The organism is Bhargavaea massiliensis, assembly GCF_050480245.1.
In the GTDB taxonomy this organism is placed as follows: domain Bacteria; phylum Bacillota; class Bacilli; order Bacillales; family Anoxybacillaceae; genus Anoxybacillus.
In genome coordinates this window covers 22,940-46,375 of record NZ_JBCNEQ010000063.1, presented here as the reverse complement: position 1 = coordinate 46,375, position 23,436 = coordinate 22,940, and the positions used below count along the sequence as shown (strand labels likewise).

Here is a 23,436-nt window from a genome sequence, read left to right as displayed (position 1 = left end):
AAACTCAACGAAAAACGCCCCCGACGAGTCGTCAAGAGCGTGCTTTTTCGTAAGCGATAATATATGGTTCATACACGAACGTTAAATCAATTTCATCCCAGCCTTTTAAAAGGAGCTGTTTTCGATACGGATCGATGTCGAACGAGCTTGTAAATCCTTCATCATCAAAAACAACTTGTTGTTCAAGTGAGATCGTCAGTTCGTAATCTGACCGCTCCGCTTGTTTTAATAAATAAACGACATCTTCTTTTGGCAGTTTAATGGGAAGCAAACTATTTTTTAAACAGTTGTTATAAAAAATATCGGCAAATGACGGGGCAATAATGGCACGAAACCCGTAATCCGCAAGTGCCCAAGGGGCGTGTTCGCGAGATGAGCCACATCCGAAATTTTCGTTTGCGACTAAAATGGTCGCTCCTTCGTTTTCAGGACGGTTTAACTCAAAATGCGGGTTTGGTGTTCCGTCTGGAAGATAGCGCCAATCGTAAAAAAGAAATCGACCAAATCCGGTGCGTTCAATTCGTTTTAAAAATTGTTTTGGAATAATTTGGTCAGTATCCACGTTAGCTCGATCTAACCCAGCTACTTTTCCTTTATGAACGACAAATGGTTCCAACTTTTTCCCTCCTATCGTACCGCTTCTTTATATAACGCGCGCACATCGACAAAATGTCCGTAAATCGCAGCTGCGGCTGCCATCGCTGGACTAACAAGATGCGTGCGCGCCCCTTTTCCTTGTCGACCTTCAAAATTGCGGTTTGACGTTGAAGCACAATGTTCCCCTGCTGGTACGGTATCTGGATTCATTCCAAGACACATGCTACAGCCGGAATCACGCCATTCAAAGCCTGCGTCAATAAAAATTTGCGCGATCCCTTCTTCTTCCGCTTGTTTTTTTACTTGTTGCGAGCCCGGAACGACAAGCGTTCTTACGCCTGGTGCGACTTTTTTTCCTTTTACAATTTGCGCTGCCTCCCGTAAATCGCTTATGCGCGAGTTCGTACATGATCCGATAAACACATGTTGCACCGCAATGTCCGTTATTTTTGTTCCCGGCTTTAACCCCATATATTGCAATGCTAACTGCACTGCTTTTTGTTCCGTTTCTGTCGCAAACTGTTCTGGATAAGGGACCGTTCCATCAATTGGCGAGCTCATTGCTGGCGTTGTTCCCCATGTCACTATTGGAGCAATTTCACTTCCATCAATATGAACGACACGATCATATACCGCCCCTTCATCCGTACGTAATTGTTTCCACTTTTCAACCGCCTGTTCAAACGCCTCTCCTTTTGGAGCGTATTTTCTTCCGCGTAAATACGCAAACGTCACATCATCTGGGGCAATTAATCCTGCGCGCGCGCCTGCTTCAATCGACATGTTGCAAATCGTCATCCGCTCTTCCATTGACATGCGACGAATGACATCTCCCGTAAACTCAAGCACGTATCCTGTGCCAAAATCTACGCCAAACTTGCCAATGATCGCTAAGATGACGTCTTTCGCTGATACGCCCGGCGCTAACGAACCTGTAACGTTAACTTGCATCGTCTTCGGACGGTGTTGCCATAACGTTTGCGTCGCTAATACGTGTTCGACTTCACTCGTTCCAATGCCGAATGCTAACGCCCCAAAAGCGCCATGTGTCGACGTATGGCTATCCCCACACACAATCGTTTTACCCGGTTGCGTCAATCCAAGTTCTGGACCGATAACATGAACAATGCCTTGTTCGGGGCTATTTAAATCGGCAAGCGGAATGCCAAACTCGCGACAGTTCCGCTCTAATGCCGTCATTTGATTTTTTGCTATTTCATCTTCAACGACGAAACGATTAACCGTTGGCACGTTATGGTCCATCGTGGCAAACGTTAAATCTGGGCGGCGCACTTTTCTCCCTTTTTGACGCAATCCTTCAAATGCTTGCGGTGATGTGACTTCATGAACGAGATGTAAATCAATATATAATAAATCCGGTTTTCCATCTTCACGATAAACGACGTGTTCATCCCAAATTTTTTCAATAATCGTTTTTGGCGCCACCTTAATCCCTCCTACACATACACTTGCATAATTCGTTCAATCGCTACATCATCTAAAATCGCATCTTTTACTTTTTCGACCATTTCTGTCGTCGATAATACACAATTGCCATGTTGAGCAATGTCAGCTGTCCGATACCCAGCATCTAACACTTGCTTGACTGCTCGTTCAACGATATCCGCCTCTTCTGTAAGTCCAAATGATAAACGAAGCATCATTGCTGCGGATAAAATCGTTGCGAGCGGATTGGCTTTGTTTTGTCCTGCAATGTCTGGCGCAGAGCCATGAATCGGTTCATATAATGCAGGTCCGTCAACAGATAAGCTTGCCGATGGAAGCATGCCGAGCGATCCTGTTAACATCGATGCTTCATCGCTTAAAATATCACCAAACATATTTTCTGTGACAATGACGTCAAACTGTTTTGGTGAGCGAATGAGCTGCATCGCAGCATTATCGACAAGCATATGTTCAAGTTGAACGTCCGGAAAACGTTTAGCGACTTGCTCAGCCACTTCCCGCCACATTCGGCTTGACTCTAACACATTCGCTTTATCAACAGACGTTACTTTTTTCTTCCGCTTTTGTGCAAGCGTAAAAGCAAACGTAATGATGCGCTCGATTTCTGCTCGTTTATAAAACAACGTATCAACAACAGCTTCTTCGCCTTCTTCAATGCGTCGCTCACTCGGTTTTCCGAAATATAGGCCTCCGGTTAACTCACGAACGATGACAAAATCTGCTCCTTCAATGACATGTGGTTTAAGCGGAGAAGAAGCGGCTAAACTCGCGTAAAATGTAACAGGACGAATATTGGCAAACAAATTCATCTCTTTCCGAATTTGCAATAGTCCTTTTTCTGGACGAAGGTGCGGTGGATTATTGTCCCATTTTGGTCCCCCAACTGCGCCAAGCAATACCGCATCGCTTTGTTTGCATAAATGAAGCGTTTGTTCTGGGAGCGGCGTCCCTTCACGATCAATCGCTTCTCCACCAATTAAGCCGTATGAAAAATGAAACGTATGTCCGAAACGATCACCAATCGCCTGTAAAATATTTACCGCCCCTTTTGTCACTTCTTTTCCAATGCCATCCCCTTGTAATATAGCGATACGATACATAAAAAATCCCCCTTTGTTATTGCGCAGCAAGCGCTTGTTCTTCTCGCATTTTTTCGATGACAAACATGCGATTGACTGCATGAATATATGCTTTTGCTGATGCTTCTAGCACATCTTGTGCTGTTCCACGTCCGCTCGCTTCTTTGCCATCAAGCGATACTTTGACATATACTTGTGCTAAAGCATCCCGTCCGCTTCCGACGGATTCAATGCGATAATCAAGCAACGTCACAGGCAATTGCAACGCTTTTTCTAAAGCGTTATATAGCGCTTCAACGCTACCAGCTCCTGTCGCTGCCTCTTGAATGTCGTTTCCTTCTCCGTCTTTTAATACAGCAACTGCCGTCGGAATTTGATTTGTGCCGTATTGTACTTGAATGGAACATAATTGATAAAAGTTTTTATACGTATCTAGCTTTTCATCTAAAATAAGCGCAATTAAATCATCATCGGTAATGTCTTTCTTTTTATCTGCTAAATCTTTAAAACGAACAAATAAGCGATTGACTTCTTCCTCTGTCAATAAATAGCCAAGCTCTTGAATGCGCGTACGAAACGCATGGCGTCCCGAATGTTTTCCGAGCACCATTGAATTCGATTGCACCCCGACAAGTTGCGGAGATATAATTTCGTACGTTGTTTTTTCTTTTAAAACACCATCTTGGTGAATGCCTGATTCATGAGCAAAAGCGTTTTTGCCGACGATCGCCTTATTTGGCGGAACAATCATTCCTGTTAACTTGCTTACTAAATTGCTCGTTCGTTTAATTTCTTGCAAGTTCAAGCGCGTCTCTGCTTGATAGTAGTCTTTGCGAATATAAAGTGCCACCGCAACTTCTTCAATCGCAGCGTTTCCTGCCCGTTCGCCAATGCCGTTAATCGTTCCTTCAATTTGCGTCGCTCCTGCTTCAATAGCAGCAAGCGAATTCGCAACAGCCATACCTAAATCATCATGACAATGAGCAGATAGGATAATTTTTTCAATATTCCGAACATTTTCCTTTAAAAAGGAGAATATGTCGCCATATTGTTTTGGAGTAATATAACCGACTGTATCTGGGATGTTAATGACGTTCGCTCCTGCTTCAATGACTTTCTCAATAATCGTTGCAAGAAACGGAAGATCACTTCGACATGCATCTTCTGCTGACCATTGTACAATCGGAAAATATTTTTTCGCATAACGAACAGATTCCACAGCTGTTTCAATGACTTGTTCTGGTGTCATACGCAATTTATATTGCATATGAATAGGTGACGTTGCGATAAAGACGTGTAATCTCGGCTCTGCCCCGTCTTTTAACGCTTCCCATGCTGCATCAATGTCTGATTGAACAGAGCGAGAAAGACCTGTAACCGAGCAATTGCGAACGGTTTGAGCGATCGCTTGAACGGCTTGAAAATCGCCTTTTGATGCGGCAGGGAATCCCGCCTCGATGATATCTACACCGAGGCGTTCTAACTGCCGAGCAATTTCTAGCTTTTCATGCAAGTTTAAGTTGACGCCCGCAGACTGCTCACCATCACGCAACGTCGTATCAAAAATGTTAATTTTTCGCACCGACTGTCACCACATCTTTCTGTTTAGCGTTGACAAACGGCATCATTTTTCGTAATTCTCGACCAACAACTTCAATTAAATGCTCGTTTTCCCGACGGTTGATCGCGTTAAACTCTGGGCGATTCGCTTGGTTTTCTAAAATCCAACCTTTTGCAAACTTGCCTGTTTGAATATCTTCAAGCACTTTTTTCATCTCTGCTTTTACTGCATCGTTAATGATGCGTGGGCCTGTAATAAAATCGCCCCATTGTGCTGTATCAGAAATCGAATAGCGCATGCCTGCTAAACCGCCTTCGTACATTAAATCAACGATGAGTTTTAATTCATGTAAACATTCAAAATATGCAATTTCTGGTTGATATCCCGCTTCAACAAGCGTTTCAAATCCGGCTTTGACAAGGGCAGTTAATCCACCACAAAGAACCGCTTGTTCCCCGAATAAATCCGTTTCTGTTTCTTCTTTAAACGTCGTTTCGATGACCCCCGCTCGAGCAGAACCGATCGCTTTCGCATATGCAAGGGCTGTGTCTTTCGCTTCGCCGCTCACATCTTGATATACAGCAATTAACGCTGGCACGCCCGCTCCTTCTGTATATGTGCGACGAACTAAATGACCTGGTCCCTTTGGCGCGACTAAAAAGACATCTACATCGCTTGGCGGAACGATTTGATTGAAGTGAATATTAAATCCGTGCGCAAACACGAGCGCGTTTCCAGACTGCAAGTTTGGTGCAATTTCTTCTTTATATACTTTCGGTTGATGTTCATCTGGAAGTAAAATCATCACAATGTCGGCTTGCTTTGTCGCTTCGCCAACTGGCAATACAACAAATCCATCTTGTTCTGCTTTTTCCCATGACTTTCCTTTTCGCAATCCAATGATGACATCAACACCGCTATCACGGAGATTTTGCGCATGGGCATGACCTTGGGAACCGTAGCCGATAATTGCTACTTTTTTTCCTTGAATATAAGCTTCGTTTGCATCGCCATTGTAGTATACTTTTACCATAATAAAATCCTCTCCTTTTAAATAATAAATAGTGACTTATTTGTTGATGATGCGCGTTGCGAACCGCGCGGAAACGCCGTTGTTCCTGTTCTTGCAACTTCCTTTAATCCATATGGCCTTAATAAGTCGATGAGCGCATCAATTTTTTCTGGCTCCCCTGTTACTTGAACGACGAGACTATCGCGCGCCACATCGACAATTGCGGCACGAAACGGCTCAATAAGCGTATAAATTTCCCCGCGCGTTGCCGGCGTGACCGCCACTTTAATTAAAGCCAGCTCTCGAACGATAATTGCTTGATCGGTAATATCCACAACTTTTAACACATCAATTTGCTTGTTTAACTGTTTCGTAATTTGTTCAGCAATGCGTTCATCATCTACATTGACGACAAACGTCATGCGTGAAATGCCTTCTGTTTCCGTATGCCCAACTGTAATGCTTTCAATGTTGTAATGCCGCTTCGTAAACAAGCCTGTAATACGGTTTAATACGCCCGGGCGGTTGTTCACCGTCATTGTAATAATTCGCTTCACCATTTCACCCCCACCATCTCATGTAGTCCTTTTCCTGGCGCAACCATCGGATATACGTTTTCACCTGGATGCACATGAAAATCAAGCAAAACTGGTGCATTCGTCGCAAATGCTTCTTTCAATACGCATTCCGCCTCTTCCTCCGTTGTCGCACGCATCGCTTTCATGCCATATGCTTCCGCTAAACGTACAAAATCAGGTTGATTCGGAATGAGTGAATGAGAATATCGTTTTTCATAAAAAATTTCTTGCCATTGGCGAACCATACCGAGCGCTTGATTGTTGACGATGACGATTTTAATCGGCAAATTCAACTCTTGAATAACAGATAGCTCTTGCAACGTCATTTGGAATCCACCGTCACCAACGATCGATACGACCGTTGCCTCTGGTTGCGCCAATTGAGCACCGATCGCTGCCGGCAGGCCGAATCCCATCGTTCCTAGTCCGCCTGATGTGGCCCAACGATGCGGCTGTTTAAATTTATAATATTGAGCGACCCACATTTGATGTTGACCTACATCTGTCGTGACAACCGCCTCGCCGTTTGTATATTCATGAATCATTTCAATGAGTCGCTGCGGTTTTAGTACGCCCGGTTCGCGTTTGTACATAAGCGGATATTCTCTTTTCCATTCATTTAGCTTGTTAAGCCACTCTGATACATCTGGTCGCTTTCCATTTTGTTCAATTAATTGAATAAGCGCTTCTTTCGCATCGCCAACGATCGGAATTTTTGTTGGTACATTTTTCCCAATTTCTGCCGGATCAATGTCGATATGAGCGACTGTGGCTTTCGGCGCAAAATGAGCCAAGTTTCCGGTCACTCGGTCATCAAATCGTGCACCTATATTGATGAGAAGGTCGCATTCATACAACGCCATGTTCGCTGTGTACGTTCCATGCATTCCTGCCATTCCGAGAAATAGCGGATGGTCTGCAGGAAATCCACCAAGTCCCAAAAGCGTATGGATCACGGGAATATGTTGTTGTTCAGCATATTGTTTTAGCTGTTCATGGGCATTCGCATGCAGAACACCTGCTCCAGCTAGAATGACCGGCCGTTTCGCTTGGCCAACTGCCTCGACAAGTTTGCGAATTTGTAAATGGTTCGGTTTTGTTGTCGGCTGATAACCCGGCAACTGGACTTCTTGTTCGTAGTCAAACTCCGCTTCTGCGACAGACATATCTTTTGGAATGTCGATTAATACAGGGCCCGGACGTCCAGTCGTTGCAATATGAAACGCTTCTTTAATAATTTTTGGCAGCTCTCGTACGTCGCGTACTTGGTAACTATGTTTCGTAATTGGCATCGTAATTCCTAACACATCCGCCTCTTGAAAGGCATCTGAACCGATGACGCTCGATGCCACTTGCCCTGTAAAGACGACGAGCGGAATGGAATCCATCATCGCGTCCGTTAAACCTGTCACGATATTTGTCGCACCTGGCCCTGATGTGACAATGACGACACCGGGCTTTCCAGAAATGCGAGCATATCCCTCCGCCGCATGAATGGCACCTTGTTCATGACGTGTGAGCACGTGAAACACACCTGACTCATACAACTTGTCGTAAATCGGTAATACAGCACCTCCTGGATACCCGAAAATGACTTTGACATTTTCTGCTTTGAGCGCTTCGATTAACATGAGCGCTCCACATAACGTTTGCTTTTTTGCTACTCTTTCTTTCACTTTCATGTTCGCTGCCATTTTTTCACCCCTAAAAAAATGTGAAATAAGAAAAGCCTTCTCACCCCTCCATCGGCCCATGTGGACCAAAGGGGCGAAAAGGCTTGCATCCTTCCCGCGGTACCACCCTTCTTCGTGGCAAAGCCACCTCAGGAGCACGCGACCATCGTCGCAGCGCTCGTTTTAATAACGAGTGACGTGCACCCGTCCGCCCCTACTAGAGTCAATCGTTCAGGACGGCGCTCCGAGGGGAGTTCACTAACGGAGACACCACCGGTTTCCAGCTCCCCCGGCTCTCTGGAGATGCCAAACCCGCTAGCTACTTATCCTCTTCAACGCTTTTTCTTTATTTATTTGTTATCTTGCATTAACGTTTTGTGTAGCATATACTTTTACGCCTTCAGAAACAACGCGTTTGCGAAACTCTTCTAACAATCGTTTCGTATGCTCACCCGGTACACCGTCTCCAATGACACGGCCATCGACTTTGACGACCGCAATGACTTCAGCTGCGGTTCCCGTTAAAAACACTTCATCTGCTGTGTACACATCGTGACGAGTAAACGGCTCTTCTTTGACGACATAGCCGAGATCTTTAGCGATGTCGATGATCGCATCGCGCGTAATTCCTTCTAGCGCCCCGACATATCCTGGTGGTGTATATAGCACGCCGTTTTTGACGATAAATACGTTATCTGCTGAGCCTTCAGCGACATATCCTTGATCGTTGAGCATGAGCGCTTCGCTGACGTTTGCTAAATGTGCTTCAATTCGCACTAATACGTTGTTTAAGTAGTTTAATGATTTTACTTTTGGACTTAATACATCTGGACGGTTTCGTCTTGTTGCTACGGTGATCACTTCGATGCCCGTTTCATATAAATGTTTTGGGAAGATTGCTAACGGTTCAACGATGACAACAACTTGCGGCTTCGGGCATTTGTATGGATCAAGTCCAAGGTCGCCAACCCCGCGCGATACAACGACGCGAATATAAGCATCTTCAAAGCCGTTTTTTTGCACCGTCTGAACGATAATATTTGTTAATTCTTCTTTTGTGTACGGAATGTTTAATAAAATGGATTTCGCTGAATTGTATAAGCGGTCAATATGTTCTTTCATTCGAAACACGTTGCCACTGTACACGCGAATGCCCTCAAACACCCCATCCCCATAAAGAAAACCGTGATCATATACCGAGATTTTTGCATTTTCTTTTGTAACAAATTCATCGTTTAGAAAAATCCACTGTTCACTCAATGTTTTTCCCCTCTTCCCCTGTTCGCCGTCTTTTGCTTCTTATTTTGATCGCGACTTTTGTTAGATTTACTTGAAAATTATCATACGCTCATTTATCCAAACAGTCAATACCATTTCATTGAATTTTTTGATTATTTAGATTAGTTAGAATGTCTTGTATCCGCTTACATAATTGATATATCAAGAAAAAGAGAGGGTATAAAAAATTTTGAACATTTTTTGACCAAAAAAAGCCCCTTGCCTATGCAAGAGGTTTGTTAGCGCGTGGGTACGCTGATGTTTATTCGATGAAGTTGAATCAGACGTACTCTATCTAACTGAGCGATAAAAGGTGGGCAAAATAAAAATCCTCTTGCCTACGCAAGAGGACTATTTTAGCGTCCCAGGAGAGATTCGAACTCCCGACCGACGGCTTAGAAGGCCGTTGCTCTATCCAGCTGAGCTACTGGGACATACTGTCGTGGTTTGGACAATTGTTATTGTAATGATGTTTATAAAAAAAGTCAATAGGGGCAGTGGAATTTTCTTGCCCCCTATTGCGCTGTATATGTGTTCGTTAAGTCATGAAGCAGTTGACCGTCGATGTTGTAAAAATGTACGGTTATGTTTTTTTCATCTATGTGCAGCATGGCGTATGTTTTATCACGGCGCATGCGCGGCAAATAAATGCTTCCTGGATTGATGAAAAGGACGTCATCGATTTGTTCGCATCCTGCAATGTGTGAGTGACCGAAGCAGACGATGCGCGCTCCGACTTCTTTCGCTTTATAATATACGTTCATAAGTGTCATTTTGACGTTATATAAGTGACCGTGTGTAACGAGAAAGCGAACGCCTTTGATTTCTTCAACAAGATCGGTCGGGAAACGCTGCTCGTAGTCGCAATTTCCCCGCACAACAAACATGCCTTGCAACGCTTCATGGTCGCTTGTTAACTCTGAGTCACCGCAATGAATAATTGCATCAACATGTTGTTTATGGCGTGAAACAATCGTTTGTAATTCGTTTGTCAATCCGTGGCTATCGCTTATAATCAATACGTTCACGACTCATTCCCCTTTTCAAACAGCTTGTCCCATATATGTAAAAGATGCTGTAACGCTTTTGCCCGATGGCTTATTTCGTTTTTCTCCTCTTTTGTTAATTGGGCCATTGTCCGTTGTTTTTCAGGAACAAAAAAAATCGGATCGTACCCAAAACCGTTTTCACCAACTGGTTCTTCTGTTATATATCCTTCACATACGCCATCTACTGTCGTCACATCTCCGTTTGGTTTGGCAACAGCGAGCGTACAATGAAAACGGGCGGTTCGTTGTTCAAAAGGCACGCCTTGCAGTTTTTTAAGCACTTTTTCGATATTTGCTTGATCGTTTTTTCCTTCGCCCGCGTAGCGAGCCGAGTATACGCCTGGCTCACCGTTTAACGCATCAACGATTAAGCCAGAATCATCTGCAATGACCGTTTCATGAAGCATGTTCGCTATAGTCGTTGCTTTTAATATAGCATTTTCTGCAAACGTCGTTCCCGTTTCTTCGACATCTGGTATGTCATCATAGGCAAGGAGGGAGAGCACATCGATCCCTTTTTTTGAAAACAATTGCTGAAATTCTGCTACTTTCCCTTTGTTTTTGGTGGCAATGATTATTCGTTTCATTTCGCTTCTTCCCCTTCCGAACCATGTTGCATAATTTGTCCCGCAAGAGAACCGAGTGCCTCTTTTTGCCGAGCGATAAGTTCGTGAATACCTTTTTCAGCAACCGTTAATAAATCGAGCAGTTGCTCATATGAAAACGTCGCTTCTTCCCCTGTTCCTTGAATTTCGACAAAACGTCCCGATCCCGTCATTACAATATTCATGTCGACTTGTGCTTTTGAATCTTCAATATAGTTTAAATCCAAAATAATACCATGTTCTTCATCAATGCCAACAGATGTGGCAGCTAAAAAATCTGTAATCGGAAGTGCAGGCAATTTCTTTTCTTCGACCATTTTTCCGAGCGCCAACGTCATGGCGACAAATGCCCCTGTAATCGACGCTGTGCGCGTTCCGCCATCTGCTTGAATGACATCACAATCAATCCAAATTGTTTTTTCTCCTAATTTTTGTAAATCAACAACAGAACGAAGTACGCGGCCAATTAACCGTTGAATTTCCATCGTTCTCCCTGACAACTTCCCTTTACTTGCTTCGCGAATATTTCGTTGCTCTGTCGCACGCGGAATCATCGCATACTCGGCAGTAATCCATCCTTTCCCACCTCCACGCATAAACGGTGGGACTTTATCTTCGATGCTTGCTGTACAAATGACTTTTGTATCGCCAATCGAAATAAGCACAGACCCTTCCGGATGTTTTAAATAGTTCGGTTCAATATGTACGGGACGAAGTTCGTCATTTGTTCTACCATCTACTCTCACACAAAATCCTCCTCAATATATGTTCACGAAATAAGAGGCAGGAATGCTGCCTCTCGACGATGAATCTTTATATAGTATAGCAAAAAATTGGTTTCAAAAACTACCTGTGTTCACATTTTGCGGTCTTGTTACCGGTTCTGACAACGGTTTTCCACTTTCATCAACTAATTCTGCCTTTCCGTTGACTGTAATTGCGACGCTTTCCACACCTGGCTGTTCTGTTAATGACAAGACTAAACAATTAAGGACATGTGTCGATACAACATTTTTCTCAACGCTGCCGTAAATTGCTTCGTTAAAGTTTAACGTTACTTTTCCGTTTTCATATTTTGGCGCTTCTAACAATTTCGCATCTGCTTGAAAATCGCTTAACAATCCAGAACCGTAACTTGGCCCTTTAATAAGTTCCTTCACAACTGCAGCTAACTCATCTTGCTCGCTATTCGGTACGCGTCTTGTTACCGGCACATAATACGTTTGCTCACCTTCTTGCGCTAAAAAGTAGACAATGACAGGATGTGTATTCGTAATATCGACAACGCCGTTTGTTTCAATGTTAATTCCGTCATCTCTGCTTAGTTCTTCGCTAATTGGCATTCCATTGATCGGCATAACGTTTTGATCGTGGCCGTTCATACGAATTTTTACACGTTTCACATTATCAAATTGCGTCACTGTCCATGTGATCGCTTGTAAAATGCGCTTTTCATCTTCTGGACGATAATTCGCAAATTCTTTCGAAAAATCAATAACAAGCGTGCCGTCTTGTTTTAAGTTAACACTTAATACTTGTGTATCAGCAGGAAGAACAGCACGAAATCCGTTCGGAAGCAACTCTGAAATCGGACCGTTTTCTACTAAATATTCGAGCACTTGTTTTGCAGCTGCGTCCGTTTTTGGCAAGGCAAACGTTTGTGGAACGACAAAACCGTTTTTATCAATTAAATACAATTCCCGTTGAACCGTTTCTGTCGCTTTTTCCGTTTCTGTCGCTTTTTCCGTTTCTGCTGCTTTTTCTTGTAATGACTGTCCATTCTCTACATACGTCACATCTTTCGGTGGATCAATCTCCTTTGTCGCTTTTTCACCTCCAAGCAGCCCACATCCTGATAACATAAATATAAACATTGTCACAATGACCCATACATGGCGCATGGACTCCCCTCCTCACACGGTTTGTACTACTATGTATACGGGCCGTCCGAAAAAATAGAACAAAAAAATCCTTCGGCATATGCGAAGGATTTTTAAGATAATCGAATCGTTTCGACATGTTCAATAGGGTGACCGAACCATTTCGAAGCAATTTGTTGAAACGTTTCTTTCGGTCCAGTGGTGAAAAATATATGCTCTCGGCGTTTATTCCCCGTATAAAGCAAACCGCTATGATGTAAAATCGTGCTCACTTCCCGCGCCGTTTCATCACCAGAACAAATGAGTTCCACATGCCCTCCCATATATTGTTGAATAAGCGGGCTTAAGAGCGGATAGTGTGTACATCCTAAAATGAGCGTATCAATCGGCCGATTTTTTAGCGGTGCAAGCGATTCGGCAACAATTTGTTTTGCTTCTTCTCCTTCAAACTGTCCACTTTCGACTAAAGGGACGAACTTCGGGCAAGCTAAACTTTCCACGATCACGTCGCTATTAATGGATTTCAATGCTTGTTCGTACGCCCTGCTTTTTACGGTTCCGATCGTGCCGATGACACCGATATGATAGTTTTTTGTAATTTTTAACGCCGTACGCGCGCCAGGATGAACGACGCCAATGACCGGGATGTTGAGCGTATCACGAATTTCTTCTAGGGCGACGGCCGTTGCCGTGTTACATGCAATGACGAGCATTTTCATGTCATAGCCAAGTAAATAGTTCGTCATTTCCCATGTAAACTGTCGAATTTCTTCCCGAGGTCTTGGGCCATACGGGCAGCGTGCCGTATCTCCTAAATATACAATTTGTTCTTTCGGTAACTGACGCATGATTTCTCGTGCAACTGTTAATCCACCAACACCTGAATCAATAACTCCAATCGGTCTTTCCAATGTATTCGCCTCATTCTTTGTTGATGTATGACAAAACATTTTTCATTATAACACACATCAAATCAATAGAAAACCGGCTTGCCTAAAATGAAAAGGCGAGCCGGTTCTCGTTATAGTTCAAGTTCCCCCATTCGAAGCAATTCGACGACAGCTTGTGAGCGCCCCTTTACCCCAAGCTTTTGCATCGCATTCGAAATGTGGTTGCGAACTGTTTTTTCGCTAATGAATAGTTCACTAGCAATCTCTTTCGTTGTCTTGTCTTGCAGCAACAGTTCGAATACTTCTCGTTCCCTTTTTGTAAGCAGCGGCTTCTGATTCAAGTCGATAACCCTCCTTGCTTTTACCAGACTGAAACGGATGGGTATATATTTAGTCAACATATCGTATGCAAGAAGGGCGATAACGGTTACATGTTTTCAGCTAATCGCGCACGCGCTTCTTCGTCCCAAACGACTCCTTTTCCTGTCGTTTTTGACATTTGGACCATCGTTCCACGCCCTGTGAACGCAATCTCTCCATTTTGTTTTTTTCCAACGTAATGTAAATCAACAGAAGAGTTGCCGATGTGTGCGACTTTTACACCGATGTGCAGCTGTTCACCAAAATACACTTGTTGTAAAAAGTCGCATTGTAAATTCGCCACCACCGGAATAGCATCATGTTCTTTTCCTAACCAATCGTTCATAAAGCCGAGATGTTCAAAAAATGCGATGCGCGCTTCTTCAAAATATACAAAAGGCACCGTATTGTTTAAATGACCAAACATATCTGTTTCTGAAAAACGTACGCGCACCGGATGAAAAAAAGAAAAACGTTGTTCCCATTCTTTTATGTCATCAATATAAGATACTTTCAATTTTCCTCTCCCCCTCTATAAAGCAATCTAGCATCATACATGAAACGTAAGGCCGACTCTTCAAGAGTCGACCTTGTCGTTACACTTCATCACTACCGAAGAAATTGCGGAACATTTGAATGGTTGCTGCGCGGTTCAATGCCGCGATCGACGTTGTAAGCGGGATGCCTTTCGGACAAGATTGCACGCAGTTTTGTGAATTTCCGCAGTTCGCTAATCCGCCATCACCCATGATCGCTTCAAGACGCTCCGCTTTATGCATCGCTCCTGTCGGATGCGCGTTAAATAAGCGCACTTGTGAAAGCGGTGCTGGTCCGATAAAGTTTGACTTGCTGTTGACGTTCGGACAAGCTTCCAAACATACCCCGCACGTCATACATTTAGATAGCTCATACGCCCATTGCCGTTTGCGTTCTGGCATGCGTGGTCCTGGGCCTAAATCATACGTTCCGTCGATTGGAATCCACGCTTTTACTTTTTTCAACGAATCAAACATGCGACTACGATCCACTTGCAAGTCGCGAATGACCGGGAATGTGCGCATCGGCTCTAAACGAATCGGTTGCTCGAGCTGATCGATCAGTGCGGTACACGATTGGCGTGGCTTGCCGTTAATGACCATTGAACAAGCGCCACACACTTCTTCCAAACAGTTCATTTCCCAAGCAACAGGCGTCGTTTTTTCCCCTTTCGCATTGACCGGATTGCGCCGAATTTCCATGAGCGCCGAAATGATGTTCATATTCGGACGATACGGAATGACAAACTCTTCTTCATAAGGGGCTGTATCCGGACGGTCTTGTCTTGTGACGATAATCCGAATCGTTTTATTTTCACTCATGATTTCACTTCCCCTTTCTTTTTCGTGTAATCGCGTTTGCGTGGCTTAATAAGCGATGTATCCACTTCACGATAATGGAACGATGGACCATCCGGTGTAAAGCTTGCCATCGTTGTTTTTAACCATTCCTCGTCGTTTCGCTCAGGAAACTCTGGCTTATAATGCGCTCCACGGCTTTCGTTACGGTTGTAAGCACCAAGCGTAATGACACGAGCAAGTTGCAACATGTTGTAAAGTTGGCGTGTAAACGACGCACCTTGGTTGCTCCATTTCGCTGTGTCGTTAATGTTAATATTTTTATAACGCTCAAGTAGTTCTTGAATTTTCTCATCCGTCTTTAATAATTTATCGTTATAACGAACGACTGTGACGTTATCCGTCATCCATTCACCGAGCTCTTTATGCAAAACGTAGGCGTTTTCTGTACCATCCATCGCCATAATTTGCGCCCATTTTTCTTCTTCTTGTTTTAAATAGCGATCGTATAAAGAAGAAGGCAGCGCATCGGCAGATTTCTCAAGTCCTTTCATATATTCAACAGCTTTTGGACCTGCTACCATTCCGCCGTAAATGGCAGATAATAACGAGTTCGCACCGAGACGGTTTGCACCGTGCATTGAGAAGTCGCACTCACCCGCCGCAAACAGTCCTTTAATATTTGTCATTTGATCATAGTCCACCCACAATCCACCCATCGAGTAGTGAACCGCTGGGAAGATTTTCATTGGCACTTTTCTTGGGTCTTCACCCATAAATTTTTCATAAATTTCAATAATGCCGCCTAACTTAATATCAAGTTCTTTTGGATCTTTATGCGATAAATCTAAATAAACCATGTTTTCGCCGTTAATGCCGAGCTTTAAGTCCACGCAAACATGGAAAATTTCACGCGTTGCAATATCGCGTGGAACAAGGTTTCCGTAAGCTGGATATTTTTCTTCTAAGAAATACCAAGGTTTTCCGTCTTTATACGTCCAAACTCGTCCACCTTCTCCACGTGCCGATTCGCTCATTAGGCGAAGCTTATCATCCCCTGGAATCGCTGTCGGATGAATTTGAATAAATTCTCCGTTCGCATAATATGCACCTTGTTGATAAACGATTGATGCAGCCGAACCTGTATTAATGATGGAGTTTGTCGACTTACCGAAAATGATTCCAGGACCACCTGTTGCCATGATGACCGCATCAGCTCGGAACGCTTTAATCTCCATCGTTGTCAAGTTTTGTGCGACAATACCGCGACATACTTGTTCATCATCTAAAACTGCACCTAAAAATTCCCAACCTTCATATTTTGTCACAAGTCCGGCGACTTCATGACGGCGCACTTGTTCATCAAGCGCGTAAAGAAGCTGCTGGCCTGTTGTTGCCCCTGCATATGCTGTACGGTGATGTTGCGTTCCACCAAAACGACGGAAATCAAGCAATCCTTCTGGCGTACGGTTGAACATGACACCCATACGATCGAGCAAATGAATAATGCCTGGAGCAGCTTCGCACATCGCTTTTACCGGAGGCTGGTCAGCTAAAAAATCTCCTCCATATACTGTATCATCGAAATGTTCCCACGGAGAGTCTCCTTCCCCTTTTGTATTGACCGCACCGTTAATGCCACCTTGTGCACAAACAGAGTGAGACCGCTTCACGGGAACTAATGAAAATAAATCTACTTTTACGCCTGCTTCGGCAATTTTAATCGTTGCCATTAAGCCGGCAAGACCTCCACCAACGACAATAATTTTTCCTTTACTCATGTCTCCTCACTCCTTCAATGTTGTGGATTAAACGAATGCTAAAATCGCGCGTATACCGACGATCGAAAGCGCGACAAAAATCCCCATTGTCACGTATGTAGAAATTTGTTGTGAACGAGGAGTCACTGTAATACCCCAGCTAACGAAAAACGACCATAACCCGTTCGCAAAGTGAAATACTGCAGAAACGATTCCGACAATATAAAATGCAAGCATAAACGGATTCGCTACAATGTTCGCCATCATGTCGTAGTTCACTTCTGCGCCAAACGCTGCTTGAACGCGCGTTTCCCATACGTGCCAGACGACGAAAATGAGCGTAATAATACCCGTTAAGCGTTGCAACATAAACATCCAGTTACGGAAATATCCGTAGCGGCTTACATTGTTTTGTGCTGTAAATGCAATATACAGTCCGTAGATGGCATGGAACAATAACGGAAGAAAAATAACGAAAATTTCTAGAAAGTACCGAAACGGTAATTGCTCCATAAATGCTGCCGCTTTGTTGAACGATTCTTCCCCTCTTGTTGCAAAATGGTTAACAACTAAATGCTGCGTTAAAAACAGCCCGACTGGAATGACTCCAAGCAACGAATGGAGTCGGCGATAAAAAAACTCACGATTTTGTGCCATACATAACCCCCCTTAAAATTGTTATCTTCCTTTTTCTACGCGCTCCCATCCGCATCTACTAGACTATGACCAACAGAAGTGTAAACACTTCCATTTCCATTGATCATTGTCACATTCATTGTACTCCCAGAATGTAGGAGCGTCAAGAAAAGGTGTTCACGAAATATTCAATTATTTAAAAATTTTAAAACAACTATACTTCTAGTGAAGTCCGAAATGAGAAAAAAGTCAATACTGTTTTTCACTTTGTTGTTCGCTATAATGAAAAATGGAGAGGAGAATCGAACGTGAGCGGATATGAACAATGGAAACAAACAAGCATTCCTGCTTTTAGCGACTTTTTATTTCGGCAAGAACTACTACCAAATTTGTTCGGAAAAGAGACTCCATTTATTTTATATTGGGCAGGAAAAGATTTAGCAAGAAAATACTCGCTAGCTACAGTTGAGGACGTCATCGCTTTTTTTGAGCAAGCTGGTTGGGGGAACCTATCGTTGCTTGAGGAGAAAAAAGACAGCTGTGAACTTCAATTAGATGGACCGCTTGTCGCGATGCGATTCGACTATGGAGGAGAATGCACGTTTCACCTTGAAGCCGGCTTTCTTGCTCAGCAGTTTGAACAACAAAAAGGATATGTTGCAGAAGCGTTTGAACAACAAAAACGGCGCGCAAAAACCGTTTTGTTTACGGTGAAATGGGACCGTAAAGATGAAAGCTGACCGATAATGGTCAGCTTTCGTACGTTTGGAGCGTCTCGTAAATTTTTTGAGCGACATGTTTTGGAATGTTTGCTTCCTGCAGTTGTTCAACGGTTGCTTCTTTTATTTTTTTAATCGAGCCAAAATATTGTAGTAGCGCCTGCTTTCTTTTTGTTCCGACCCCTGGAATTTGATCGAGAATGGAATGAAACGCAGATTTTGATCGCACTTGGCGGTGAAATGTAATCGCAAAACGATGCACTTCTTCTTGAATGCGTTGCAACAAATAAAATTCTTGACTATTTTTCTCTAACGAAACAACGCTTGGCGGATCACCAAACAATAAATGTGACGTTCGATGTTTATCATCTTTCACTAAACCAGCGACAGGAATCGATAACCCGAGTTCGCATTCCAACACTTCTTTTGCGGCTTGCATTTGTCCTTTTCCGCCATCGACAACAATGACGTCTGGAAGGGGCAAGCGTTCTCGCAACACGCGCGTATATCGCCGGCGAATCACTTCGCGCATCGACTCGTAATCGTCCGCCCCTTGCACCGTTTTTATTTTATATTTGCGATATTCTTTTTTTTCCGGCTTTCCATCAATAAATACGACCATCGCGGCGACAGCGTCTGTCCCTTGAATATTTGAATTGTCAAACGCCTCGATGCGATGAGGAGTTGAAATCCCAATTGCTTCGCCTAATTTCTCAACCGCACGAATCGTCCGTTCTTCATCACGTTCGATTAAAAAGAATTTTTCTTGCAAAGCAATTTGTGCATTTTTACAAGCCAAATCAACAAGCTCTTTCTTTTTGCCGCTTTTCGGTTGCGTGACGTTTACATCAAGCAATTTCGTTGCCATCTCTCCATCAATTTCGCGCGGCAATACAACTTCGCGCGGTTTTAAATGATAATCTTTGCTATAAAACTGCCCTAAAAATGTTAAAAATTCTTCCTCTGGCTCTTGATACAATGGAAACATCGACACGTTTCGTTCAATGAGCTTCCCTTGGCGAATGAAAAATACTTGTACACACATCCATCCTTTATCGTACGCATATCCAAAAATGTCGCGGTCAACGAAATCGTGCAAAATCATTTTTTGCTTTTCCATTAACGCCTCAATATAAGCAATTTGGTCGCGATATTCTTTCGCCCGCTCAAACTGCAACTGTTCCGCTGCTTCCACCATTTTTTCTGCCAGTTTGTCTTTCACTTCTTTATAACCACCGTTTAAAAAGCGCGTAATTTGTTCAACAATTTGTTTATTTTCTTCCTCTGACACGTCGTACTCACATGGTCCTAAACATTGTCCCATATGATAATATAAGCAAACTTTTTTCGGCATCTTCTCACATTTTCTTAATGGGTATAGGCGATCGAGCAGTTTTTTCGTTTCGTGCGCTGCTTGGGCGTTCGGATACGGTCCGAAATATTTTCCTTTATCTTTTTTTACCGTTCGAGTAATGATGAGACGCGGGTGCGTTTCCCCTGTAATTTTAATAAACGGATAGCTTTTGTCATCTTTTAACATGACGTTATATTTCGGATCGTATTTTTTAATTAAATTCATTTCTAAAATAAGTGCTTCTAAATTTGAGGACGTCACAATATATTCAAAGTCGGCAATTTCATTCACTAACCGAAGCGTTTTTCCGTCATGTGTGCCAGTAAAATACGAGCGAACACGATTTTTCAACACTTTTGCTTTTCCAACATAAATGACCGTTCCGTGTGCATCTTTCATTAAATAACATCCCGGTTGATCGGGCAAAATCGCTAATTTTTCTTTTAATCGTTCATTCACGTTTTTCCTCCTCTCGCCATTCATATACTGTTATACGTCCATACACAGGGTCAGATAATAAGCTCGATTCATACGTTCGAATCGGGCGAATATACGGACGGACATTTATTCCTTGCGCTTGAAATCCTTTGATCACATGATCGGTTACGTACACTTTCACATGTGGAAATACCGCTTTTTCACGCTGAAAAACATCAAATGAAAACACGCGCTCATGCGGAAAAGAAACACGTAAATATTCAAGAACGCGCGTCTCTTCCCACGTAAATAAAACAAAAGGTTCTTCTTTCTGTTCAAAATCATACGCCAACTGATACGTTGCTGGCAACTGTGTCGCTTGATGCTTTACCGCTTGCATGCCGATTACCGTTTGTGAGAAGAGCAAAACGAGCATAACGGTAAGGTGCAGCCGTGATGACGACTGAAGGGCGCCCACGAACAAAAAGAATGAGACAATGACGACAAGCGGCAATATATGTCTTGGTTTTTCAATATTTTGCGCAAACAATGCCCAAAAAAAATAAGCAACCAAAAGAAAACGATATAAAGGAGGAATTAAAATTCGTTTCCACGTTATCAAAAGCAAAACAACAAAGCAGCTAAGTAGCCATATCGACTGTTTTGCCATGCCTGTCCAAATGATATTATAAAAAATAAGCACAATGACTCGTTGCCAAAACGGCGCTTCATCTGTCGACACCGTTCCTCCCCATTGCGTAAAATGCCCTGTTGTAAATGAAAAAGCAAGCTGCCAAAAACCATCCCCTTCTGTTGCAGCAACCGCAAAAATCCAAATGAATTGAAAAGCGAGCGCTGCCAAACTGTATAAAAAAAGTTGTTTCAGACGATATGTCCGCTTCCACCAAACATATAAAATGCCAATCCCAAAAGGAATGTACGATAAACGAATGCCAAGCATGACGCTAAATAGCCATAATGGCAACAATTGCACATAGAGACGGTCTGAGTGAAGCGCACGTTGTAAACTCCACACGTACCACCATAAAATAGCGAGCGCGCTTCCCTCAGACATCGGTTGTGAAACGATTAACATGACATAACTAAGCGATTGGACAAGAGCAGTAACAACTAGCGCATATTTTTGTTCTACATATGTTTTAGCAAGCAAATACATCGGAATCGTGGCGCTCATCATGAGCAATCCATTCCAAATCGCCAATGCTTTTGCGGCATTGTCCACAAACGAATGAATGAGCATCCCCCCAAAAATAAAATACGGATACCCTGGGAAATGCGGCTGCATCGCAAGCAAATCATACCGATCAAGCGCCAAAGCAAAGTCCACTTCATCCCATGTAGCTGCAAATGGTCTGGCATATACGATATATGATATACAGACGGCAAATAACCCGATGATCGAAGCCATGCGCACAATAACCCCTCCTAAGCAAAAAAGTACAAGGCTCTCCTTGTACTTTACATCACTTTTTGTTCAAGCACCTTCTTATTTTTTTCGTTCTTTTCTTTTTTTGCTTCTTTTGCGCCATAACGTGTTTTCACAAGTAAATAAATGACGATAAAATAGCCGATGTACGCCAACACTTCTTCAAGCGAAGGCATCGATGAATAACCAAATAGCGCCTTAAGAAAAATACCGACATCGCCAGAAAGAATGGGTTCTTGTCCTGTGTCACGAACGAAATGCTCATGATCAATCGGGTGTTCCGGCATAAACCAAGTAATATCATAAACGTGCGGCATGACGCTGCCAATAATTTTTAAATCTTGCAACATCGAAATACCTTGCACAAGCAATCCCGCCGCAATCAAGATGATGAATGCGCCTGTGACTTTGAAAAACGTTTTTAATGGTACACGCATCGTTCCTTTAAAGAACATATAACTTACAACAGCAGCAATCGTTAACCCTGTAATCGCACCCCATCCTTGCACCGCCGCTCCGATGTTTCCACCTGTAATAGCAGCGAAGAAGAAGACCGTCTCCACTCCTTCACGCAAAACAACTAAAAACGAATGCATGACCATACCAAATACGTCGCCTTTGGACACATATTTGCTCATTTTTCCTTCCATACTACTTTTTATATCTTTACTATGTTCCGCCATCCAAAAAACCATTTGCGTCAACAAGATGGAAGAAATAAAAATAATGCTCACTTTTAAGTACATTTCGCTCGCCATCGTTGAAAAGCCAGTAAGCACGACTTGAAATAACAAGGCGACAATCGCACTTGCAAACACGGCTAACCCTGCACCGAGCCAAACATATTTCACATAGCGCGATTGATCAATGCGCTTTAAATACGATGTAATAATCCCAACAATTAATAGCGCTTCTAACGCTTCACGAAACGTAATAAGCAGTGCTTGAACTTCCAAACTAAACGCCCCTTTCTTTACTTCCGTTTCCTTACGGCATACACAACAACCGCCACAATGACCATAACGATAGCAATAATCGGTATCCAGTTTTTCACATCAGACAAATCCGTCCATTCTTTCTTTTTTGCAGCAGCTAGTCGCTCTAAATCTTCTTCAGTAAAATGACCCGTTTCAATATTTTCTAATCCAAATTGATCTTGCAATGCTTGCAAAATGACTTTCTTGCTTTCCTTAAATTGATTGATGTTTGACTCTTTTTTTCCTACTCCGAACAATCCTGGATTTCCGAGCGATTGAAGAGCAATGTCAAACTGTTGTTTTAATTGTTCATCAAGCTCCGCATCTTTTTGTTGCACGATTGGAGAAAGTGCTTTATATGTAGCAAATGCTTTTGCTAACAAACGTTTGCTCGTATCATAGTTATCGAAGTTTTTCTCTACATTTTCTAAACGGCGGGCAACGTTTAACACAAGCACTTTTTGCATCGCTGAAACGATCGTATCTACATCTTTATTTTCAATTGCCTCCAAAATAATGGCAGAAGGTTCTGGCCCCATATGCATATCAATTTCTTCTTGTACCGTTTCATAAATCGCCTTTACTTCATCGAATTTTTTTTCTTGTGCTTTTGCCACCATTTCTTTATAAGCCTCAGCAACTGCTTCTTCGTTCGGATCACCGTATGAATAAGCGAACGAAGAAATAGGGGCTGAAGTGAAAATTAATATCATCGACAAATAAAAAAATAAAAAGTGTCTCACTCCGATCTCCTCCTTCGATG

The 23,436-nt window shown here is 43.0% G+C and carries 23 protein-coding genes, 1 tRNA gene and 1 other annotated feature; of the genes, 1 reads left to right on the top strand and 23 read right to left on the bottom strand.

Annotated features, from left to right (window positions below; translation table 11 throughout):
* Positions 1-31: 31 nt before the first annotated feature.
* The 19 genes from leuD to ABEV15_RS11645 all read right to left on the bottom strand — a co-directional run bounded on the left by leuD (position 32) and on the right by ABEV15_RS11645 (position 17,780).
* Complete coding sequence (leuD, locus tag ABEV15_RS11735) at positions 32-616, bottom strand: 3-isopropylmalate dehydratase small subunit (protein ID WP_429632502.1); 585 nt, start codon at positions 614-616, stop codon at positions 32-34.
* Between the two features lie 11 nt (positions 617-627).
* Positions 628-2,043 carry a 3-isopropylmalate dehydratase large subunit gene (leuC, locus tag ABEV15_RS11730; RefSeq protein WP_498853306.1) on the bottom strand — a complete coding sequence of 472 codons (1,416 nt, stop codon included), beginning with the start codon at positions 2,041-2,043 and terminating at the stop codon, positions 628-630.
* A gap of 11 nt (positions 2,044-2,054) precedes the next feature.
* Complete coding sequence (gene leuB, locus ABEV15_RS11725) at positions 2,055-3,164, bottom strand: 3-isopropylmalate dehydrogenase (protein ID WP_498853305.1); 1,110 nt, start codon at positions 3,162-3,164, stop codon at positions 2,055-2,057.
* A 16-nt stretch (positions 3,165-3,180) separates the two neighbouring features.
* Entirely contained in the window at positions 3,181-4,725 is a 1,545-nt protein-coding gene (locus tag ABEV15_RS11720) for a 2-isopropylmalate synthase (RefSeq protein ID WP_498853304.1), read from the bottom strand.
* Positions 4,712-5,737: a ketol-acid reductoisomerase gene (gene ilvC, locus ABEV15_RS11715; protein WP_429632494.1), complete on the bottom strand. Its 1,026-nt coding sequence runs from the start codon at positions 5,735-5,737 to the stop codon at positions 4,712-4,714. The genes ABEV15_RS11720 and ilvC overlap by 14 nt, the downstream gene beginning before the upstream one ends.
* 17 nt (positions 5,738-5,754) lie before the next feature.
* Positions 5,755-6,273, bottom strand: coding sequence for an acetolactate synthase small subunit (gene ilvN / locus ABEV15_RS11710; protein WP_429632492.1), 519 nt, complete (start codon positions 6,271-6,273; stop codon positions 5,755-5,757).
* Positions 6,270-7,988: an acetolactate synthase large subunit gene (gene ilvB / locus ABEV15_RS11705; RefSeq protein ID WP_498853303.1), complete on the bottom strand. Its 1,719-nt coding sequence runs from the start codon at positions 7,986-7,988 to the stop codon at positions 6,270-6,272. Before ilvB ends, ilvN begins: the two co-directional genes overlap by 4 nt.
* A 66-nt stretch (positions 7,989-8,054) precedes the next feature.
* Positions 8,055-8,312 (bottom strand) — a binding site (T-box leader).
* 12 nt (positions 8,313-8,324) lie between these two features.
* Positions 8,325-9,227 (bottom strand): branched-chain-amino-acid transaminase, encoded by a 903-nt coding sequence (gene ilvE / locus ABEV15_RS11700; RefSeq protein WP_429632488.1) that lies wholly within the window; start codon positions 9,225-9,227, stop codon positions 8,325-8,327.
* 378 nt (positions 9,228-9,605) lie between these two features.
* Positions 9,606-9,679 (bottom strand) — tRNA-Arg (locus tag ABEV15_RS11695).
* Between the two features lie 81 nt (positions 9,680-9,760).
* The gene (locus tag ABEV15_RS11690) at positions 9,761-10,273 is read right to left on the bottom strand and encodes a metallophosphoesterase family protein (protein WP_498853302.1); all 513 of its coding nucleotides are present in this window, start codon (positions 10,271-10,273) and stop codon (positions 9,761-9,763) included.
* Positions 10,270-10,881: an XTP/dITP diphosphatase gene (locus ABEV15_RS11685; RefSeq protein WP_498853301.1), complete on the bottom strand. Its 612-nt coding sequence runs from the start codon at positions 10,879-10,881 to the stop codon at positions 10,270-10,272. The genes ABEV15_RS11690 and ABEV15_RS11685 overlap by 4 nt, the downstream gene beginning before the upstream one ends.
* Positions 10,878-11,645: a ribonuclease PH gene (rph, locus tag ABEV15_RS11680; RefSeq protein WP_498853300.1), complete on the bottom strand. Its 768-nt coding sequence runs from the start codon at positions 11,643-11,645 to the stop codon at positions 10,878-10,880. The genes ABEV15_RS11685 and rph overlap by 4 nt, the downstream gene beginning before the upstream one ends.
* A 93-nt stretch (positions 11,646-11,738) precedes the next feature.
* Positions 11,739-12,800, bottom strand: coding sequence for a GerMN domain-containing protein (locus tag ABEV15_RS11675; RefSeq protein WP_498853299.1), 1,062 nt, complete (start codon positions 12,798-12,800; stop codon positions 11,739-11,741).
* Positions 12,801-12,892: 92 nt separating this feature from the next.
* Entirely contained in the window at positions 12,893-13,690 is a 798-nt protein-coding gene (racE, locus tag ABEV15_RS11670) for a glutamate racemase (protein ID WP_429635231.1), read from the bottom strand.
* A gap of 110 nt (positions 13,691-13,800) precedes the next feature.
* A complete protein-coding gene (locus ABEV15_RS11665; protein WP_498853363.1) occupies positions 13,801-14,016 on the bottom strand; it encodes a helix-turn-helix domain-containing protein in 216 nt (71 codons plus the stop codon).
* An 80-nt stretch (positions 14,017-14,096) separates the two neighbouring features.
* Positions 14,097-14,546, bottom strand: coding sequence for an acyl-CoA thioesterase (locus ABEV15_RS11660; RefSeq protein ID WP_429632474.1), 450 nt, complete (start codon positions 14,544-14,546; stop codon positions 14,097-14,099).
* Between the two features lie 79 nt (positions 14,547-14,625).
* Complete coding sequence (sdhB, locus tag ABEV15_RS11655; protein WP_003396476.1) at positions 14,626-15,387, bottom strand: succinate dehydrogenase iron-sulfur subunit; 762 nt, start codon at positions 15,385-15,387, stop codon at positions 14,626-14,628.
* Positions 15,384-17,144: a succinate dehydrogenase flavoprotein subunit gene (gene sdhA / locus ABEV15_RS11650; RefSeq protein WP_429632472.1), complete on the bottom strand. Its 1,761-nt coding sequence runs from the start codon at positions 17,142-17,144 to the stop codon at positions 15,384-15,386. The genes sdhB and sdhA overlap by 4 nt, the downstream gene beginning before the upstream one ends.
* A gap of 27 nt (positions 17,145-17,171) precedes the next feature.
* Positions 17,172-17,780 (bottom strand): succinate dehydrogenase cytochrome b558 subunit, encoded by a 609-nt coding sequence (locus ABEV15_RS11645; protein WP_429632470.1) that lies wholly within the window; start codon positions 17,778-17,780, stop codon positions 17,172-17,174.
* 287 nt (positions 17,781-18,067) lie between these two features.
* Here ABEV15_RS11645 and ABEV15_RS11640 point away from each other — a divergent pair, with 287 nt between their 5' ends.
* Complete coding sequence (locus ABEV15_RS11640; protein ID WP_429632468.1) at positions 18,068-18,499, top strand: YslB family protein; 432 nt, start codon at positions 18,068-18,070, stop codon at positions 18,497-18,499.
* Between the two features lie 10 nt (positions 18,500-18,509).
* Here the strand turns inward: ABEV15_RS11640 and uvrC are convergent, their stop codons facing one another.
* Genes uvrC through ABEV15_RS11620 form a run of 4 tightly spaced genes read right to left on the bottom strand, consistent with a single transcriptional unit; the run spans position 18,510 to position 23,416 of the window.
* Positions 18,510-20,291: an excinuclease ABC subunit UvrC gene (uvrC, locus tag ABEV15_RS11635; protein WP_498853298.1), complete on the bottom strand. Its 1,782-nt coding sequence runs from the start codon at positions 20,289-20,291 to the stop codon at positions 18,510-18,512.
* A complete protein-coding gene (locus ABEV15_RS11630) occupies positions 20,284-21,684 on the bottom strand; it encodes a nucleoporin-interacting protein (protein ID WP_498853297.1) in 1,401 nt (466 codons plus the stop codon). The genes uvrC and ABEV15_RS11630 overlap by 8 nt, the downstream gene beginning before the upstream one ends.
* Before the next feature lie 44 nt (positions 21,685-21,728).
* Positions 21,729-22,652, bottom strand: coding sequence for an FTR1 family iron permease (locus tag ABEV15_RS11625; RefSeq protein WP_498853296.1), 924 nt, complete (start codon positions 22,650-22,652; stop codon positions 21,729-21,731).
* 17 nt (positions 22,653-22,669) lie between these two features.
* Entirely contained in the window at positions 22,670-23,416 is a 747-nt protein-coding gene (locus tag ABEV15_RS11620; protein ID WP_498853295.1) for a hypothetical protein, read from the bottom strand.
* Positions 23,417-23,436: the final 20 nt, after the last annotated feature.

Excerpts from the sequence above, each read along its gene's own strand:
- leuB (WP_498853305.1), bottom strand. The coding sequence starts at position 3,164 with ATGTATCGTATCGCTATATTACAAGGGGATGGCATTGGAAAAGAAGTG.
- ilvC (WP_429632494.1), bottom strand. The coding sequence starts at position 5,737 with ATGGTAAAAGTATACTACAATGGCGATGCAAACGAAGCTTATATTCAA.
- ilvB (WP_498853303.1), bottom strand. The coding sequence starts at position 7,988 with ATGGCAGCGAACATGAAAGTGAAAGAAAGAGTAGCAAAAAAGCAAACG.
- ABEV15_RS11685 (WP_498853301.1), bottom strand. The coding sequence starts at position 10,881 with ATGAAACGAATAATCATTGCCACCAAAAACAAAGGGAAAGTAGCAGAA.
- ABEV15_RS11675 (WP_498853299.1), bottom strand. The coding sequence starts at position 12,800 with ATGCGCCATGTATGGGTCATTGTGACAATGTTTATATTTATGTTATCA.
- sdhB (WP_003396476.1), bottom strand. The coding sequence starts at position 15,387 with ATGAGTGAAAATAAAACGATTCGGATTATCGTCACAAGACAAGACCGT.
- sdhA (WP_429632472.1), bottom strand. The coding sequence starts at position 17,144 with ATGAGTAAAGGAAAAATTATTGTCGTTGGTGGAGGTCTTGCCGGCTTA.
- ABEV15_RS11645 (WP_429632470.1), bottom strand. The coding sequence starts at position 17,780 with ATGGCACAAAATCGTGAGTTTTTTTATCGCCGACTCCATTCGTTGCTT.